The following is a 16,951-nucleotide window of genomic DNA, read 5'->3' as shown; positions in this document are numbered from 1 at the left end:
GCTGTCACGCTTCTGTCACAGGATCTCGACACCTGTTCAACGCGGACCTGTTCACCCGAACGGGCAGTTCAGCGGCGTTCGTACGGTAATTCGGCGGGGCCTCGGTGCAGGCCGGAATTACCGTTGCGGAATTATCTCGGACACGGGAAGCAGGATGAATTGGAGCACCGTCAGAAATTCACCGCTTCCTTACACGATCCCCCCGACCCGAAGATGCCCGGGGCGTTGACCGCGAGGGGACGGCGATGAGTACAAGGACGGCCGGGCCGGTCCCGGAGGCACCGTCGCACCGGCTGGGCAGGGTGATCGTCGACTGGCTGACCACGACCGATCACAAGAAGATCGGGCATCTGTATCTGGTCACCTCGTTCGGCTTCTTCGTGATCGCCGGGGTGCTGGCCATGGTGATGCGGGCGGAGCTGGCCCGCCCCGGACTCCAGCTGATCAGCAACGACCAGTACAACCAGGCGTTCACGCTGCACGGCACGATCATGCTGCTGCTGTTCGCGACGCCCACCTTCGCGGGCTTCGCGAACGAGCTGGTGCCACTGCAGATCGGTTCGCCCGACGTGGCCTTCCCCCGGCTGAACATGCTCTCGTACTGGCTGTTCCTCTTCGGCGGCCTGATCGTGCTGGGCTCGCTGGCGGTGCCCAGCGGCCCGGCGAGCTTCGGCTGGTTCGCCTACGCGCCGCTCAACTCCCTGGACCGCTCGCCCGGCATCGGCGCCGACCTGTGGATCATGGGCCTGGCACTCGCCGGCTTCGGAACCATCCTCGGCTCGGTGAACTTCCTGACCACCATCCTCGCCCTGCGCGCCCCCGGCATGACCATGTTCCGGCTGCCGATCTTCACCTGGAACGTGCTGTTCACAACCATCCTGGTGCTGATCGCGTTCCCGGTGCTGGCGGCGGCGCTGCTGGTGCTGGAGTCCGACCGGCAGTTCGGGTCGGTGGTGTTCCAGGCCCAGAACGGTGGTGCGCTGCTGTGGCAGCATCTGTTCTGGTTCTTCGGCCATCCCGAGGTCTACATCATCGCGCTGCCCTTCTTCGGCATCATCAGCGAGATCATCCCGGTCTTCTCCCGCAAGCCGATCTTCGGCTACCTCACGCTGGTGGGGGCCACGATGGCCATCACGGGTCTGTCGGCGGTGGTGTGGGCGCACCACATGTTCGCCACGGGCTCGGTGCTGCTGCCGTTCTTCTCCTTCATGTCCTTCCTGATCGCGGTCCCGACCGGGGTGAAGTTCTTCAACTGGACCGGCACGATGCTCAACGGATCACTGAGCTTCGAGACCCCGATGCTCTGGGCGGTCGGCTTTCTGGTCTCGTTCCTGTTCGGTGGGCTCACCGGGGTCATCCTGGCGTCACCGCCGATGGACTTCCATGTCACCGACTCGTACTTCGTGGTGGGCCACTTCCACTACGTCGTCTTCGGCACCGTCGTCTTCGCGATGTTCGCCGGTTTCTCCTTCTGGTGGCCCAAGTTCACCGGGAAGATGCTCGACGAGCGCCTCGGCAGGATCCACTTCTGGACGCTGTTCCTGGGATTCCACATGACGTTCCTCGTCCAGCACTGGCTGGGCGCGGAGGGCATGCCCCGGCGGTACGCGGACTATCTGGCGGCCGACGGCTTCACGGCTCTCAACACCTTCTCCACCATCGGCTCCTTCCTGCTGGGCGCGTCGACGCTGCCGTTCCTCTACAACGTCTGGAAGACGGCCAGGTACGGCAAGAAGGTGGAGGTGGACGACCCGTGGGGGTTCGGGCGTTCGCTGGAGTGGGCGACCTCCTGCCCGCCGCCCCGCCACAATTTCACGGCGCTGCCCCGGATCCGCTCCGAGTCGCCCGCCTTCGATCTGCACCACCCCTCCTTCGCCGCCGAGCGCCCGGCCGTGCCGGAGGCCCCGCACGACGACATCAGCCGGCGGGGGCCAGAGCCCGGGACAACCGGTCCCTGATCGCTGTGATGTGCTCGGTCAGCTCCTGCGGCTCGACCACCTCGAAGTCGACGCCCATGAGCATGATGTGGATGACCAGGACGTCCAGGCTCGCGGCTCCGGTGCGCAGCAGGCAGCGGGTGTCGTCGACGCGGCTCCAGCACCCCGTCGGACGGGCCGATCGTCTGTGCGGCCCGCTCGGCGGAGGTGTGCAGCCGGATGACGGCCTGGGCCGCGTACGCCCGTGTGGACACGCCCCCGGAGACATAGGCGGCGAGGTCCTCGGCCGGCGGGGTGCGCGGCGCGAACCGCGGGCCGTGCGGCGGCTTCGGTGTGATCCGGTCCGCCCGGAAGGTACGCCAGTCCGAGCGGTCCACGTCCCACGCGACGAGATACCAGCGGCGTTCGGTGCACACCAGCCGGTGCGGCTCGACGGTCCGGCGAGTCGTGCTGCCGCCGTGGTCGCGGTACTCGAAGCGCAGCCGCTCGCTGTCCCGGCAGGCGTTGGCGAGCTCGGTGAGTACGGACGCGTCGAGCTGCCCTTGGGGCGTGCGGAACATGGGCACGGTGAAGGTGTTGAGCGCGCTGACCCGGCGGCGCAGCCGGTGCGGCAGGACCTGCTCCAGTTTGGCGAGGGCCCGTACCGAGGTCTCGCCGATGCCCTCGATGCCCTGGCCTGCGGCTGTGCGCAGCCCGACGGCGACCGCGACCGCCTCGTCGTCGTCGAGCAGCAGTGGCGGCAGTTCGGCACCTGCGCCGAGCTGATAGCCGCCGCCCGTACCGGGGCTGGCGTTGACCGGGTAGCCGAGTTCACGCAGCCGGTCGACGTCCCGCCGTACGGTGCGCGGGGTGACGCGGAGGCGTTCGGCCAGTTCGGCGCCGGACCATTCGCGGTGGGCCTGCAGAAGGGACAGCAGGCGCAGCAGACGTGCCGAGGTTTCCAACATGCGCCGAGTCTGCCAGCCGTCGAGGACAGCATCTGTCCTCGACGGCCGGCGGAGTTCCGCGCTGCGCGCGGACGGTCAGCCGGCCGCCGTGAGCCGCACGCACAGGTCGTTGTCCCCGGTGTAGCAGGGCACGGCGCGGTAACTGTCCGTCGCCTGCTTGGGGTAGACGAAGATACCCTTCTTGTCCCATATGTCGTCGAGGATGCGCGAGATCCGTATCCCGTCGGCGTCCCGGGCCGGGCGCAGCCACAGCTCCCACAGCTGTTCCTTGCCCGGTGGCGTGTCGGAGATCGGCGCATACGGCAGGGTGAACCCGAAGGCGCGGCCCTCGCCGGTGACCGGCACCTCGTGCACCCGGTCGCCGGAGCTCAGCCGGGCCTCGGCCACGGCGCCCTCGCCCAGCTCGGTTCCGTACAGCAGGCCCTCGACGGACATCGTGCCCGCCTCCGGCGCGAGCCCGATCGCGCCGGCCTCGGCGTGCGGGGCGCGCACCCAGCAGCGCACCGCGAGCCGGCCGTCCGCCGTCGGGTACGGGACACGCACGGCGATGCGGTCGGTCCCGTCCCCGGGTGTCTGGTCGACGATCGCCCGCAGATCACGGATACCGGGCTCGAGGGCCACACCGTCGTCGGTGCGGGCGTCCCAGCGGCCTTCGGCGAGTTCGACCGTGCTCGGCAGCACGGCACGGGAGACGCCGCCGCCCAAAGGAGTCAGCGGAAGGCGCAGTTCGTCCTCGGGGGCCTTGCCGCCGCCCCTCCGCTTCAGCACGAGCGCCGCCTGGGGCGAATCGGCTCCCACCACGTCGAAGGTGATGCCGCCTGCGGCATCCGCGATGCAGTCGGCCCGCGGCACGGGCCGCAGGGTGGACGTGGTCATGTGCTCTTCTTCCGTTTGCGGATCACATCCGCGGCAACATAACGCAGGGAGTAGGCGGCGTCATAGAGTGCGCTTCGGCACCTGTGGAACGCGTCACGTGCGGCGCTCGCCGAGCGGCCGCCCTCGCCGCGGGCGACGAGTTCGGTGAACAGCGCGAGGTGACGTCCCGCGATCCGCGCGGGATCGAAACGCGCGGAGGACGCCAGAGCGGCCTGGCCGGTGCGGCGGCGCAGATCACCGTCGTCCATCAGTGCCAGCAGCGCGTCCGCGATCCCGTCGACGTCGCCGACGGGCACGAGGCGGCCGTCCACGCCGTCCTCGATGATCTCGCCGGGGCCGTGCGGGCAGTCGGTGGACACGACCGGGAGGCCGCAGCGCATCGCTTCCACGATGGTCATACCGAAGGACTCGAGGCTCGAGGTGACCACACCGATCGACCCCTTGACCCACTCGGGCTCCAGCGGGTTCGCCGTACCCATCAGAAAGACATGGTTGTGCAGGCCGCGCTCCTCGATGAGCCCGCGCAGCGCGTTCTTCTCGTTTCCGGTCGCGTCCCCGCTTCCGTAGATGCGCAGCCGCCAGTCCGGGCGGGCGGCAACGACCTTGGAGAACGCCTCGATCAGCACGTCGTACCGCTTCACCTTGGTGAGCCGGCCGGCCGCGACGACCCACGTGGCACTCAGGTCCGCCGGTGCCACGCCCGGCGCCGGGACGCTGTTGGCCACCGCCTCGATCCGTACGCCGGGCAGCTTCAGCCGCTCGCGGTAGCACCGGGCGTCCGCCTCGGTGACCGTGGTGACGGCGTCGAGCACGCGGTAGCGGTGCCCGATCTCGCGGCGCAGCCGGTAGCCGTGGCTGTCCAGGGTCAGATGTTCCTGGCCGATCCGGACGGGGCCGCGCCGGGTCTGGCGGGCGACATGGACATTGAGGCCGGGCCGGGTACCGACGACGACATCGGCCTCGACCGAGGCGAGGTGGGCGCCGATCCGGGCGTCGGTGAGCCGGCTGTACTGCTTGTGCCGGCCGTCCCCGCGCGGGAACACCTTGGCCGGTGCCTTGGCCAGCGGGTCGTCGCCGTCGTAGCCGGAGCTGTTCTTCCGCAGATCGACGAGATGCTTCATCGTGACGCCGGCCGGTGCCCCCATGGCGGGTTCGTCACGATGACGGAAGACCGAGACGATCTCGACTTCGTGGTCCCGCGCCAGCGCGCGAGCGAGATTGAACGTCGTCCGAATCGTCCCGCCTATGCCGTAGGCATTGTGCAGCAGAAATGAAATACGCATGGCGTTGCCGCGTTCCCCCTGGTCATGGTCGTTTCCCCAAAGGACTCTACTAAGGCGGGTAGCAGTTCCCTGGGATGCAGTGCGACAGGGACGCGTCGCGGCACCCCCAGGGTCCGCTCCATGTGTGCGGCGGCGGCGCACGAACGCCCCGGGCCGCGCCTTCCGATTCCGTCCGCGTTCACGCGTGACCCCTGCCGCACATCACCCGTTGAGCTCTTTATGAGCCGGGAACCCGCCCGGCCCCATGGTCGAATCCGTACAAGTCCGAGGAGCCACCCGTGCCGCGCATGCTCGACGTCAGCGAGGACGTACGCGCCGAGATCGGCGACGAAGAAGCCGACCGGCTGCTCGCCGGGGAGAACGCCCCGGGCAGCTACGACTGCACCTCCTGCCGCACCCCTGGGGACTCCGAGCAGGAACGCACGAGCACCGTGCTGTTCGTCGGCGAGGAGACCGCCGTGCTCGCCTTCGCCCACGCCACCTGCATCCCGTCCCAGGTCGTCCAGGTCGCCGAGGACCAGCTCCAGGGCGCCGTCCGCTCCATCACCGGCGAGGAGCCGCAGGTCCCCGGGGCCGCACCTCAGCAGGCCGTGCTCGGTGTCACCAGCGGACTCGTGCTGATCAACGGTGACGTGCACCCCGCACTGGTGGTCGAACCGACCGCCCCCATCGCCCGCCCCGGCACGGCCGGCATCGGCGGCGACGACTTCCTCCCGCTGCTGATCGAGTCGGGCTTCCTCCCGGTCACCGACGTCAACCAGTACCCGGCCCAGCTGCCGGGCTGGTCCGTGCTCGTGGCCATGGGCCAGCTGCACGCCGTGCTGCAGCCCGGGAACGGCGGAGGCAGCCCCGTCGCCTGGTGGCAGGCCCACCAGCCGCTCCAGGTCACCGAGGGCTGGCGCACCGCCGCCAACAAGTCGCGCATGGTCCTGGTCTTCGCCGCCCCGGTGGGTTCGATCGGCCAGCAGCCGCGCGAGGACCTGCTGCGTGACGCACTGGAGAAAGCCGCCGCCAACGGCCGGCTGGTGGCCGCGGCGATGCCGCTCGCGGGCACCTGAGACCTGCCCGTCGTACGGCAGAACCGCAGGTGAGGGGCGCCTGCCCGATCGGCCGGGCAGGCGCATCAGGTACGCCGGGGGTGCTTTCGTGCCCCGGCGTACGCCTTCGTGTGTCCTGAGAGGTACTGCCTCCGGCCCCCACAGAATCATCCCGGGCCCGCCCGCATCCGCCGGGCCGCGGGGTCGTTGCAGGTACGTGCACTCATACGACCCCTCCCGTCAGCCGTTCCAGAGCCACATCCCCTCCATGCGCCCCGCGCACGACATGTCGGCAGGCCCGTCGGCCACGCCGATCTACGACGCGCTGTACTCCGAGTTCCGCCGGGCGTTCAGGACGCTGCCCGGCGACCGCAGCGGCGAAGAGCATCTCGGCTTCAAGGCCTTCGGGACGGGACTGCACAGCAGCCGTGGCGGATCGTTCAGCCAGAGCGGCCAGACCGGCCATCAGGGCAACTGGCAGCCGTACCAGCCGAGCCGGCCGAGCGCCCACCTGCCCCCGGCGCTGCCCCCGGCGCCCCGCAGAGGCATGTGACCGGCGGGGCGCGGACACGAACACGGCCCCTGCACCGGAGTTCACCGGTGCAGGGGCCGTGCTGGGGATCCGCGGCTACTTCTTGCGGCTGCGCTTCTCGCGCACACGGACCGAGATGTGGATCGGCGTGCCGTCGAAGCCGAACTCCTCGCGCAGCCGGCGCTCGACGAAGCGGCGGTAGCCGTGCTCGAGGAAGCCCGAGGCGAACAGCACGAAGCGCGGCGGCTTGGTGCCGGCCTGAGTGCCGAACAGGATGCGGGGCTGCTTGCCGCCGCGGATCGGGTGCGGGTGGGACGCGACGATCTCGCCCAGGAAGGCGTTCAGCCGGCCGGTCGGGACACGGGTCTCCCAGCCCGCCAGCGCGGTCTCGATCGCCGGGACCAGCTTCTCCATGTGGCGGCCGGTCAGGGCCGAGACATTGACCCGCGGGGCCCAGGCGATCTGGCCGAGCTCGGTCTCGATCTCGCGCTCGAGGTAGTAGCGACGCTCCTCGTCGAGGGTGTCCCACTTGTTGTAGGCGATGACCATCGCGCGGCCGGCCTCGACGGCCATCGTGATGATCCGCTGGTCCTGGACGCTGATCGTCTCGCTCGCGTCGATGAGAATGACGGCGACCTCCGCCTTCTCGACGGCGGCGGCGGTACGCAGCGAGGCGTAGTAGTCCGCGCCCTCCTGGAGGTGGACACGGCGGCGGATACCGGCCGTGTCGACGAACTTCCACGTCACACCGCCGAGTTCGATCAGCTCGTCGACCGGGTCACGGGTGGTGCCCGCCAGTTCGTTGACGACGACGCGTTCCTCGTTCGCCACCTTGTTGAGCAGCGAGGACTTGCCCACGTTCGGGCGGCCGATCAGAGCGATCCGGCGCGGGCCGCCGACCGCGTTGCCGAAGGTCTGCGCCGGGGCGTCGGGCAGGACCTCCAGGACGGCATCGAGCATGTCGCCAGTGCCACGGCCGTGCAGCGAGGAGACCGGGTGCGGCTCGCCCAGGCCGAGCGACCACAGGGCGGTCGCGTCCGCCTCACCGCTCGGGCCGTCGACCTTGTTGGCGCACAGGACGACGGGCTTGCCGGCCCTGCGCAGCAGCTTGACGACGGCCTCGTCGGTGTCGGTCGCGCCGACCGTCGAGTCGACGACGAAGACGACCGCGTCGGCGGCCTCGATCGCGTACTCGGCCTGTGCGGCGACGGAGGCGTCGATGCCGAGGACGTCCTGCTCCCAGCCGCCGGTGTCGACGATCTTGAAGCGGCGGCCGGCCCACTCGGCCTCGTACGTGACGCGGTCGCGGGTGACGCCGGGCTTGTCCTCGACGACGGCTTCGCGGCGCCCGATGATGCGGTTCACCAGGGTCGACTTACCGACATTGGGGCGGCCGACGACGGCGAGGACGGGCAGCGGGCCGTGCCCGGCCGCCTCGATCGCGCCCTCGACGTCTTCGACGTCGAATCCCTCTTCCGCGGCGAGCTCCATGAACTCCGCGTACTCGGCGTCGCCGAGCGCTCCGTGGTCGTGCTGGTCGTTCATGAAGTGCTTACCTCGTTACGTTGCATCATCGATGGACCGCGTCCCGCGGCCCACTACTCGTTGTCCTGCTTCGGGTACTACTCAAGTCTCGCCCGGCGCCCCGTGAGGTGCCTGGCGTTTTCCAGGTGTGCGGTGAGCCGCTCCTGGATGCGCACGGTGGCCTCGTCGAGCGCCTTGCGGGTGCGGCGGCCGCTGCCGTCGCCGGCCTCGAAGGCGTCGCCGAACACGATGTCGACCTGGCTGCGCAGCGGAGGCAGCGCCTTGACCAGCCGTCCGCTGCGGGCGGTACTTCCCAGCACCGCTACCGGGACGATCGGCGCCCCGCTGCGCAGGGCGAAGTACGCGAGCCCTGCGCGCAGTGAGGCGAAGTCGCCCTCGCCCCTGGTCCCCTCGGGGAAGATCCCGAGGACCCCGCCGTTGTCCAGTACGCCGAGCGCACGGGTGATGGCCGTACGGTCGGGGGCGTTGCGGTCCACCTTGAGCTGCCCGATCGCGGTGAGGAACGGGTCGAGCGGGCCGACGAACGCCTCCTTCTTGATCAGGAAGTGCACGGGACGGGGGGCGGTGCCCATGAGCATCGGCCCGTCGATGTTGTGCGCGTGGTTCACCGCGAAGATCACCGGGCCCGCCGAGGGCACCCGCCAGGCACCGAGGACGCGCGGCTTCCACAGCCCGTACATCAGGCCGATGCCGATGCCCCGGCCGACCGCGGCGCCCTTGGCTGACGGAACGGTCACTCGGCCGCTCGCTTCTCCTCGACCAGGGTCACGACACACTCGATGACCTGCTGGAGGGTGAGGTCGGTGGTGTCGACCTCGACCGCGTCGTCCGCCTTGGCCAGCGGGGAGGTCTTACGGCTGGAGTCGGCCGTGTCGCGCTTGATGAGCGCTTCCTTGGTGGCGGCGACGTCCGAGCCCTTGAGCTCACCGCTGCGACGGGCCGCGCGGGCCTCGGGCGAAGCGGTGAGGAAGATCTTCAGGTCCGCGTCCGGGAGGACTGTGGTGCCGATGTCCCGGCCCTCGACGACGATGCCCTTCTCGGCGCCCGCGGCGATGGAACGCTGCAGCTCGGTGATCCGGCTGCGCACCTCGGGCACGGCGCTGACGGCGCTGACCCTGGAGGTGACCTCCTGGGTACGGATCGGACCGGCGGCGTCCAGGCCGTCGACGGTGATCGTCGGCGCGGCGGGGTCCGTGCCGGATTCGATCACGGGCTTGCCGGCGGCGCTCGCTATGGCGACGGGGTCCTGCACGTCGATGCCGTTGCTGATCATCCACCAGGTGATCGCGCGGTACTGGGCGCCGGTGTCGAGGTAGCTCAGCCCCAGCGCTGCGGCGACCGCCTTCGAGGTGCTCGACTTGCCCGTGCCGGAGGGGCCATCGATGGCGACGATCACGGATTCCACGGTGTCGGACACCTTCCTGGTTCGTGGGAGAGGGCAGGCGGGAATGCCGGTGCGCCCCGAACAAGGTTACCGAGTCCTGGACACCACCTGCGCACCCCGTCGGCGACGGGCTGTACGGCCGGGCGGCGCGTGCCCCGCCGCGCTGCGGCGAAGCCTGCGGGGCGGGGCGGGGAAGCGCCGCCCCTACTGCCGCAGCGCCCAGCCCCGCTCCCGCAGTGCCGCCGAGAGCACCGGCGCCGCCGCCGGCTCCACCATCAGCTGGACCAGACCCGCCTGCTGGCCCGTCGCGTGGTCGATGCGGACGTCCTCGATGTTCACGCCCGCACGGCCGGCGTCAGCGAAGATCCTGGCCAGTTCGCCGGGCTGGTCGCTGATCAGGACCGCCACGATCTCGTACGTCGCCGGGGCCGCACCGTGCTTGCCCGGCACGCGTTCCCGGCCGGCGTTGCCCCGGCGCAGGACGTCCTCGATGCCCTCGGCGCCACCGCGGCGCTTGGACTCGTCGGCGGACTGCAGGGCCCGCAGCGCCTGGACCGTCTCGTCCAGGTCCGCGGCCACCCCGGCGAGCACATCGGCCACCGGGCCCGGGTTCGCGGTGAGGATCTCGACCCACATCCGGGGGTCGGACGCCGCGATGCGCGTCACATCGCGGATGCCCTGACCGCACAGCCGTACTGCCGTGTCGTCCGCCTCCGCCAGCCGCGCCGCCACCATCGAGGAGATCAGCTGCGGCGTGTGGGAGACGAGCGCGACCGCGCGGTCATGGGCGTCGGCGTCCATGACGACGGGGACGGCGCGGCACAGCGCGACCAGTTCGAGGGCGAGATTGAGCACCTCGGTGTCGGTGTCGCGGGTCGGCGTGAGGACCCAGGGGCGGCCCTCGAAGAGATCGGCGGTGGCGGCGAGCGGTCCGGACTGCTCCTTGCCGGCCATCGGGTGCGTGCCGATGTAGTGGGACTGGTCCACGCCGAGCGCCTCGAGCTCCCGGCGCGGTCCGCCCTTGACGCTGGCCACGTCGAGGTAGCCGCGGGCGACCCCGGCGTGGATCGCGTCGGCCAGCGCGGTGGCGACATGCGCCGGCGGCACGGCGACGACCGCGAGGTCGACCCGGCCCTCGGGCGGCTCGTCGGTGCCCGCACCGAGCGCGGCCGCGGTGCGCGCCCTGGCCGGGTCGTGGTCGACGAGGTGCACGACGACGCCGCGCCCGGCCAGTGCGAGCGCGGCGGAGGTTCCGATCAGTCCGGTCCCGATGACGACGGCGGTTCTCACTGGGCGATGTCCTTGCGGAGTGCGGCTGCGGCGCCCAGATAGACATGCGCGATCTGCGACTTGGGCAGGTCGCACTCGACGTGCGCGAGTACCCGTACGACGCGCGGCATGGCGCCCACGACGTCGAGCTCCTGCGCACAGATCAGCGGTACGTCGACGATGCCCAGCTTGCGCGCCGCAGCCGCCGGGAAATCGCTGTGCAGATCGGGTGTCGCCGTGAACCAGACGCTGATCAGATCGTCGGCACCGAGCCCGTTGCGTTCCAGGACGGCGGTGAGCAGCTCGCTGACCTGCTCGTCCATGTGCCCGGCCTCGTCCCGTTCCAGCTGCACGGCTCCACGGACCGCTCGTACCGCCACGTCGTGCTCCTAACCTGTGCGAGTGCTTCGTTCAGCCTAGTCAGCGCACGGGGGCGCAGCCGCGCCGACCGCTCTGCGAGACGCTCAGGTCAGAGCTGCTGCTGGCGGACGATGTCCTCCAGGGATGCACCGGCGGGCGGCAGCTGTCCGCTCGGCGTGAGCCTGTCGACGGCCGACCGGGCGATCTCGTCCGCGGCCTGCTGCGGGGTGACACCGGCCTGCTGGGCGACCTGGTCCAGGGTCTCGTTCGGCAGTGCGTCGGCGATCTGCGTGCCGCTGACCGGTTGGTTGTCACCGGTACCGACCCAGGACTGGGCCGGTCGGCCGGACCGGACCGGGTGAGCACGCCGATCAGAGCTTCGAGCGGGCTCCCGTCGCGGCTTCGGCCGCCGGCACCCTGAGCGCCGCCGCCGAGCGCGCCCAGCAGCGCGCCGAGGATGTTGCCCGCGCCGCCGCCGCTCTGGCCGCCGCCACCGAGGAGGCCGCCGAGAAGACTGCCGAGGTCGTTTCCCGCCATGGTTCTCCTTTCGCCTGGGAGAGTCGCGTGGGAAGTGGGTGGATCGAACACGGTCAATGTCACCCGAACCGCATCGCCCTGCCACCTGGGGAACCCCGTCCCCCCGACACTCTGTGCCCGGGCTCTCGGCTACAACTGGCGGCATGATCTTTCATGTCGTGCCCGCCGACGAATGGACCGCGGACACCGAGCGCCCGTACGCCCCCGCATCCCTTGCCACCGAGGGCTTCGTGCACTGCTCGGGCGACGAGCCCGCGGCGCTCGCGATCGCGGACGCCCTCTTCCGCGCTGTGCCTGAACTGCTTGTCCTGCAGATCGACGACGCCGCGCTCGACGCCGAGGTCCGCTGGGAGGGATCGCAGGGCACGCGGTTCCCGCATGTGTACGGCCCGATCGAGCGCCACGCCGTGAGCTCCGTGCTGGCGGTACGCCGCGACGCGGACGGCCGTGCACGGGAACTCACCTCCTGGGCCTGACGGCGACGAGGCGCGCACTGGGCTGACGGACGGACAACGCACCCGCATTGGGGGCACGCGCTGCCCGGTTGCTTCGCCTTCGGCGTCCGCGGCGTCAGGATGCTCGTGCCCCGAGCGGGTCGGGGCACGAGCAGAGGAGACTGTCATGGACACGTGTCGTAGGACGGTCCTGGCGGCAGGCACGGCGGGCGCCGCCGCGCTGGTGGCGGGCTGTGGGAACGGCGGCGGTGATGCGGGCGGCGAAACGACGGCACCGGCGAAGACGAAGGCCGCACCTGCCGAATCCCCGTCGTCGACCGGGAAGCCGGGCGAGTCACCGTCGCTGGCCGGCAAGAAGCTGGCCGCCGCGTCGGAGATCCCGGTGGGCGGCGGAAAGGTCTTCGCGAGCGAGAAGGTGGTGGTGACCCAGCCGACGGCCGGGGACTTCAAGGCCTTCTCCGCGGTCTGCACCCACCAGGGCTGCACGGTCCGCACGGTCGCCGACGGGACGATCGACTGTCCCTGCCACGACAGCAAGTTCCGGGTCTCGGACGGCTCGGTGGCGGAGGGCCCGGCCACCAAGCCGCTGCCGCCGGAACAGATCATGGTGTCCGGGGACACGATCACCCTGGCGTAGCCGGAACAGGCGGTCACCGCCGGTCGTGCGCTCTCGCGCACGATCCCCGACGCCCGTACCGCGGTGGTGCGCGACCGCACCGTCCACTCCTGCGTCATGAGGTCGCGTGCCTTCGGGCCGGCCACCGAGGGGAGCGACACCGGCCTCCGTGGAGCACGCTCCCGACTCCGCCGACGGCGTCCACCGGTCCCGTGCGGCCGAGCGGCGGCCGGGGTCCCCGGGGCCCGCACTTCGGGCAGACCACCCGCACGAACGATCCGCACGCCCCGGCACGGCGTCGGTCAATCCATGCGCAACCGGACCACGATGCCGGCCGGTCGTGCGTATGCCCCGGCGGCGGGCACCGACGGCAGCCGCGATGCCGTCCGCGCGTCGTCAAGGACGGCGTGCGGCCTGTCGACGTACGCGCGCACCCGCTCCGCGCCGACCCCGGCCGGTATGGGCTCGGCCGCCGCCTTCGCCGCTGTCGGGCCGGGTCTGCGGCGGCGACTCCCGCTCGCCGAGCAGCCTCGGCCGGGTCGGCCCGGGCGGTGACGACCGGGCCCAGATCCACGGCCAGGGGGTCAGCTCTCGGTCAAGAGTCCCAGAGCGCGGCGAGGGACAGCAGATCGCTCCGGTACTCGATCCGCTCCGCCCACTCCTTGGGCCATGCGCCCGCCCCCAGGTGCGCCCCCGCGAACGCGCCCGCGAGGCACGCGATCGAGTCGGAGTCGCCCTTGGTGCAGGCGGCACGGCGCAGCGCCGTCACGGGCTCTTCGGGGAACATCAGGAAGCACAGCAGCGAGGTGGCGAGCGCCTCCTCCGCGATCCAGCCGTCGCCGGTCACCAGGCAGGGGTCCAGCTCCGGATCCGGTGAGCGCAGGGCCGCGGCGAGCCGCTCCAGCACCTGGAGGCAGTCGTCCCAGCCACGGGCCATGAAGGCCTCGGGCGTCGGGTCGTGGGAGTAGGTCCACAGATTGCCCAGCCAGTTGTGGTGGTAGCGGCTGCGGTTCTCGTACGCGTACGAGCGCAGCTGTCCCACGAGCCCCATCGGCTCGCCGCCCTGGGCGAGGAGGTACACGGCCCGTGCGGTGAGGTCGCTCGCCGCGAGGGCGGTGGGGTGCCCGTGGGTCAGCGCGGACTGCAACTGCGCCGCGCCCGCACGCTGTTCCTCGCTCAGCCCAGGGACGAGCCCGATGGGCGCGACACGCATGTTGGCGCCGCAGCCCTTGGAGCCGATCTGGCTGGCCTCGTGCCAGGGCAGCCGCTCGTTGTCGAGCAGCCGGCAGGCGTCCATGCAGGTGCGGCCGGGGGCACGGTTGTTGTCCGGCGAGTGGTACCAGGACGTGAACTCCTCGCGCAGCGGCCGCACCAGCCGGGATCCGACCAGCAGTCCGCGGTCCATCGCGGTCCGTACGGCCCGGCCCAGGGCGAGCGTCATCTGGGTGTCGTCGGTGACGAACGCGGGCGTCGGCAGTTCCATCTCCCGCCACGGCCCGCACTTGGCGAGGATGGCGGGCACGTCGTTGAACTCGGTCGGGAAGCCGAGCGCGTCCCCGAGCGCGAGTCCGATCAGCGAGCCCGTCGCGGCCTGCTTGGTGATGGTCCGGTGGGTCCCCAGAGTGGTCATGAGTGCCGTCCTTCCGGTCGCAGGAGTGGCGGGTGCAGCGCGGTGGCCCCACCCGCCCGGTACAGAGCGGCCGGTTTCCCCCGTCCGCCGGTCAGGCGCGGCGGTCCCTTCACGGCCTGGACGAAGCCGGGTGTGGTGAGGACCTTGCGCCGGAAGTTGGGGCGGTCGAGCTCGACGCCCCAGACCGTCTCGTACACCTGCCGCAGCTCGCCGAGGGTGAACTCGGACGGGCAGAAGGCGGTGGCGAGGCAGGTGTACTCGAGCTTGGCGCAGACGCGGTCGTGTGCGTCGGCGAGGATCGTGTCGTGGTCGAAGGCGAGGGGACCGTACGTCCCGAAGGGCATCCACTGGGCCCTTGCCGCGTCGCCGCCGCCACGCGGCTCCGGCAGATCCGGCAGGAGCGCCGTGTACGCGACGGAGACGACGCGCATCCTCGGGTCGCGGTCCGGTTCGCTGTAGGTGCGCAGCTGTTCCAGGTGGAGGCCGGCCGCGGTCTGCTGCGACAGACCCGTCTCCTCGGCCAGTTCGCGGCGTGCGGCGAGTTCGGCGGACTCGGCGGGCAGGACGAAGCCGCCGGGCAGTGCCCACGCGCCCAGGTACGGCTCCTGACCGCGCTCGACGAGCAGTACGTGCAGCAGCCCGTCGCGCACCGTGAAGACGGCGAGGTCGACAGTGACGGCGAAGGGCGGGAAGGCGCCCGGGTCGTAGCCCTGCATCAGCGGCGCTCCGGCAGAGGGTCGGCGAGATCCCAGCCCTCGTCGATCAGGGCGTCCACGGCGGCGACGGCGGTGGCGAGCCGCTGCTCGTGGGGTCCGGTGAGTTCGACGAAGGTCCGGCCGGTACGGGTCAGTTCGTCGCGGAACCGCTGGGTCATCCAGGGCCGCAGTTCCTCGCCGTCGCGCAGCCCGTCGTCCTCGAAGGCCACGCCCTCGTGGTCGGTGAGCAGCCAGAGATGATGGGTGACCCGGTCGGCGATCTCGTCGACCAGGGGGTTGCGCCCGCCGATGTACCGCTCGTGCCACACGGTCGTCGCGAAGGAGTCGGTGTCGCAGAAGAGCACGGGCGAGCCGCTCCGGGCGGCCCGGTTCTCGCGGCGGTTCTGCCGCCTGGCGATCACCGGGAACTCGTCCGAGATGAACTCCACGTCCTCCCACTGGGCTTCGGGCCACTGCTCCCGCAGCGAGGCGAGTTTCCCGGCGCTGTAGTCGCGCCCGCACTCGGGCACCCAGCGGGTGCCGGACCATGGTCCGCCGCGCCGCTGGTAGTGCTCGGCGAGCGCCCGCGCCATGGTGGTGGTGCCGGTGGACTCGGCGCCGAGAACGACGACGCGGCGGGTGAGCCAGGCCCGGGCCGGCTTCTCCAGGAAGTCCCAGCACCCCACCGGGTCCTTGCGCACCGCGGTTCCGGAGACCGGGAAGAGGGTGCGGTCCAGGTCGACGCAGATGTGCTCCGCGCCGAAGCGCAGGGCGAGTTCGTCGCCGTACGGCTCGGACGTGAAGACCGCGTCCACGGGGCGTGTCACGGCTTCCCGGAAGACCGCCATGTGCGCGTCCCAGACTGCGGGGTCGTTCAGATCCACCGGGATGTCGTCGACGGCCCCGACGACCCGCACGTCCTGGTGCACCTCCTCCATCCAGTGCACCCTTTCCCGCAGCGGGATCGACTCCACGGAGGAGGCGCAGACCAGTACGGTCAGCCGCTCGCAGCGGTCGGCGGCGGTGCGGACGAGATGGTGGTGGCCCGCGTGCGGCGGATAGAACTTCCCGAGGACGAGGCCGTGTCCGTAGCGCTTCATGCGGTCACCCCGAGTGCGTCGCGCCGTCGTACGGCGAGGTCGCGCGACCAGCTGCGCAGGCCGACGACGCAGAGCGTCATGAAGCCGACGTAGAGCAGGGAGGTCAGATAGAGCTCCTTGTAGGCGTACAGCGGCACATAGATCACATCGGCGGCGATCCACAGCCACCACGACTCGAGGCGCTTGCGGCACTGCCCGTACGTCGCCATCAGGGACAGGGCGGTCGTCAGCGCGTCCCAGAAGGGGACCGTCGAGTCGGTGACGCGCTCCAGCAGGAGTGTGAGGCCGAGTGTCCCCACCACCCCCGCCGCGATCAGCCACGTCCACTCGGTGCGGGTGGTGCGTCGCACCGGGAGGACGTCGGTCCCTGGTCCACCCCCGTGGGTCCAGGTCCACCAGCCGTACGCGGCGAGGGTGATGAAGACGACCTGCAGGCCGGCGTCGGCGTACAGGCCCGCCTGGGTGAACAGCAGGATGAAGAAGAGGTTGTTGGCGATGCCGATCGGCCAGTTGGCGATGTGCTGGCGGGCGACGAGCCACACGCACAGTGCGCCGCTGCCGAAGCCGAGGAACTCGGCCCAGCTCACCGCAGTGCCGAGCACGGTGAACAGCGGTTGCTGCAGGGGTTCGAGGATGTCCGCGAGGCTCACGCCCGCCTCCTTAAGAGTCACCCTGACTATAAAGGGCCGGGGGTTGCGTCCACAAGACGAAAAGGCCCGTGACCTGAACGGTCACGGGCCCTTTCGGA

17 protein-coding genes and 2 pseudogenes are annotated in these 16,951 nt (G+C 70.9%); 6 read left to right on the top strand and 13 right to left on the bottom strand.

The genetic code is table 11. The annotated features are described in order from the left end of the window. The first annotated feature begins 245 nt into the window (after nt 1-245). Entirely contained in the window at nt 246-1,958 is a 1,713-nt protein-coding gene (ctaD, locus tag OHS70_RS29470) for an aa3-type cytochrome oxidase subunit I (RefSeq protein ID WP_328402308.1), read from the top strand. Here ctaD and OHS70_RS29465 read toward each other — a convergent pair. From OHS70_RS29465 to OHS70_RS29455, 3 genes and pseudogenes are all read right to left on the bottom strand, one after another. Further along, nucleotides 1,933-2,884 (bottom strand): annotated as a pseudogene (locus OHS70_RS29465) (helix-turn-helix transcriptional regulator); the annotation flags it as partial. The gene ctaD and the pseudogene OHS70_RS29465 overlap by 26 nt on opposite strands. A 75-nt stretch (nt 2,885-2,959) precedes the next feature. After that, complete coding sequence (locus tag OHS70_RS29460) at nt 2,960-3,760, bottom strand: hypothetical protein (RefSeq protein WP_328402306.1); 801 nt, start codon at nt 3,758-3,760, stop codon at nt 2,960-2,962. Then, entirely contained in the window at nt 3,757-5,043 is a 1,287-nt protein-coding gene (locus tag OHS70_RS29455) for a glycosyltransferase family 4 protein (protein ID WP_328402304.1), read from the bottom strand. Before OHS70_RS29455 ends, OHS70_RS29460 begins: the two co-directional genes overlap by 4 nt. A gap of 278 nt (nt 5,044-5,321) precedes the next feature. Between OHS70_RS29455 and OHS70_RS29450 the strand changes: the two genes are divergently transcribed. Further along, nucleotides 5,322-6,101: a hypothetical protein gene (locus OHS70_RS29450; protein ID WP_328402302.1), complete on the top strand. Its 780-nt coding sequence runs from the start codon at nt 5,322-5,324 to the stop codon at nt 6,099-6,101. A 247-nt stretch (nt 6,102-6,348) separates the two neighbouring features. Continuing rightward, nucleotides 6,349-6,633, top strand: coding sequence for a hypothetical protein (locus tag OHS70_RS29445; protein WP_443062675.1), 285 nt, complete (start codon nt 6,349-6,351; stop codon nt 6,631-6,633). 75 nt (nt 6,634-6,708) lie between these two features. Here OHS70_RS29445 and der read toward each other — a convergent pair whose 3' ends face one another. From der to OHS70_RS29415, 6 genes are all read right to left on the bottom strand, one after another. Continuing rightward, nucleotides 6,709-8,157, bottom strand: a complete 1,449-nt coding sequence (gene der, locus OHS70_RS29440) for a ribosome biogenesis GTPase Der (protein ID WP_328402298.1) — start codon at nt 8,155-8,157, stop codon at nt 6,709-6,711. 77 nt (nt 8,158-8,234) lie between these two features. Then, nucleotides 8,235-8,837, bottom strand: coding sequence for a lysophospholipid acyltransferase family protein (locus OHS70_RS29435; protein WP_328405996.1), 603 nt, complete (start codon nt 8,835-8,837; stop codon nt 8,235-8,237). 53 nt (nt 8,838-8,890) lie between these two features. Continuing rightward, on the bottom strand, nt 8,891-9,574 hold the full coding sequence (gene cmk, locus OHS70_RS29430) for a (d)CMP kinase (RefSeq protein WP_328402296.1): 684 nt from the start codon (nt 9,572-9,574) through the stop codon (nt 8,891-8,893). Nucleotides 9,575-9,745: 171 nt separating this feature from the next. Continuing rightward, nucleotides 9,746-10,831, bottom strand: coding sequence for a prephenate dehydrogenase (locus OHS70_RS29425; RefSeq protein WP_328402294.1), 1,086 nt, complete (start codon nt 10,829-10,831; stop codon nt 9,746-9,748). Further along, on the bottom strand, nt 10,828-11,190 hold the full coding sequence (gene aroH / locus OHS70_RS29420; protein ID WP_328402292.1) for a chorismate mutase: 363 nt from the start codon (nt 11,188-11,190) through the stop codon (nt 10,828-10,830). Before aroH ends, OHS70_RS29425 begins: the two co-directional genes overlap by 4 nt. An 89-nt stretch (nt 11,191-11,279) precedes the next feature. Beyond that, nucleotides 11,280-11,852 (bottom strand): YidB family protein, encoded by a 573-nt coding sequence (locus OHS70_RS29415; protein WP_328402291.1) that lies wholly within the window; start codon nt 11,850-11,852, stop codon nt 11,280-11,282. Here OHS70_RS29415 and OHS70_RS29410 point away from each other — a divergent pair. From OHS70_RS29410 to OHS70_RS39160, 3 genes and pseudogenes are all read left to right on the top strand, one after another. Beyond that, complete coding sequence (locus OHS70_RS29410; RefSeq protein ID WP_328402289.1) at nt 11,851-12,183, top strand: DUF952 domain-containing protein; 333 nt, start codon at nt 11,851-11,853, stop codon at nt 12,181-12,183. The two genes, OHS70_RS29415 and OHS70_RS29410, sit on opposite strands and share 2 nt — an antisense overlap. A gap of 145 nt (nt 12,184-12,328) precedes the next feature. Further along, a complete protein-coding gene (locus OHS70_RS29405) occupies nt 12,329-12,799 on the top strand; it encodes a Rieske (2Fe-2S) protein (protein ID WP_328402287.1) in 471 nt (156 codons plus the stop codon). Nucleotides 12,800-12,841: 42 nt separating this feature from the next. Then, nucleotides 12,842-12,952: pseudogene (locus OHS70_RS39160) on the top strand (nucleotidyltransferase); the annotation flags it as partial. Nucleotides 12,953-13,373: 421 nt separating this feature from the next. On the opposite strand, the gene OHS70_RS29400 reads toward OHS70_RS39160, so the two are convergent. From OHS70_RS29400 to pnuC, 4 genes are read right to left on the bottom strand one after another with little or no spacing between them, the layout of a single operon-like run. Next, nucleotides 13,374-14,408, bottom strand: coding sequence for an ADP-ribosylglycohydrolase family protein (locus tag OHS70_RS29400; RefSeq protein ID WP_328402285.1), 1,035 nt, complete (start codon nt 14,406-14,408; stop codon nt 13,374-13,376). Next, a complete protein-coding gene (locus tag OHS70_RS29395) occupies nt 14,405-15,124 on the bottom strand; it encodes an NUDIX hydrolase (protein WP_328402283.1) in 720 nt (239 codons plus the stop codon). Before OHS70_RS29395 ends, OHS70_RS29400 begins: the two co-directional genes overlap by 4 nt. Then, complete coding sequence (locus OHS70_RS29390; RefSeq protein ID WP_328402281.1) at nt 15,124-16,203, bottom strand: AAA family ATPase; 1,080 nt, start codon at nt 16,201-16,203, stop codon at nt 15,124-15,126. Before OHS70_RS29390 ends, OHS70_RS29395 begins: the two co-directional genes overlap by 1 nt. Beyond that, nucleotides 16,200-16,853 carry a nicotinamide riboside transporter PnuC gene (gene pnuC / locus OHS70_RS29385; RefSeq protein ID WP_328402279.1) on the bottom strand — a complete coding sequence of 218 codons (654 nt, stop codon included), beginning with the start codon at nt 16,851-16,853 and terminating at the stop codon, nt 16,200-16,202. Before pnuC ends, OHS70_RS29390 begins: the two co-directional genes overlap by 4 nt. Between the last annotated feature and the right edge of the window lie 98 nt (nt 16,854-16,951).

This window comes from Streptomyces sp. NBC_00390, from assembly GCF_036057275.1.
GTDB lineage: Bacteria > Actinomycetota > Actinomycetes > Streptomycetales > Streptomycetaceae > Streptomyces.
This window is presented reverse-complemented; position numbering and strand designations above follow the sequence as displayed.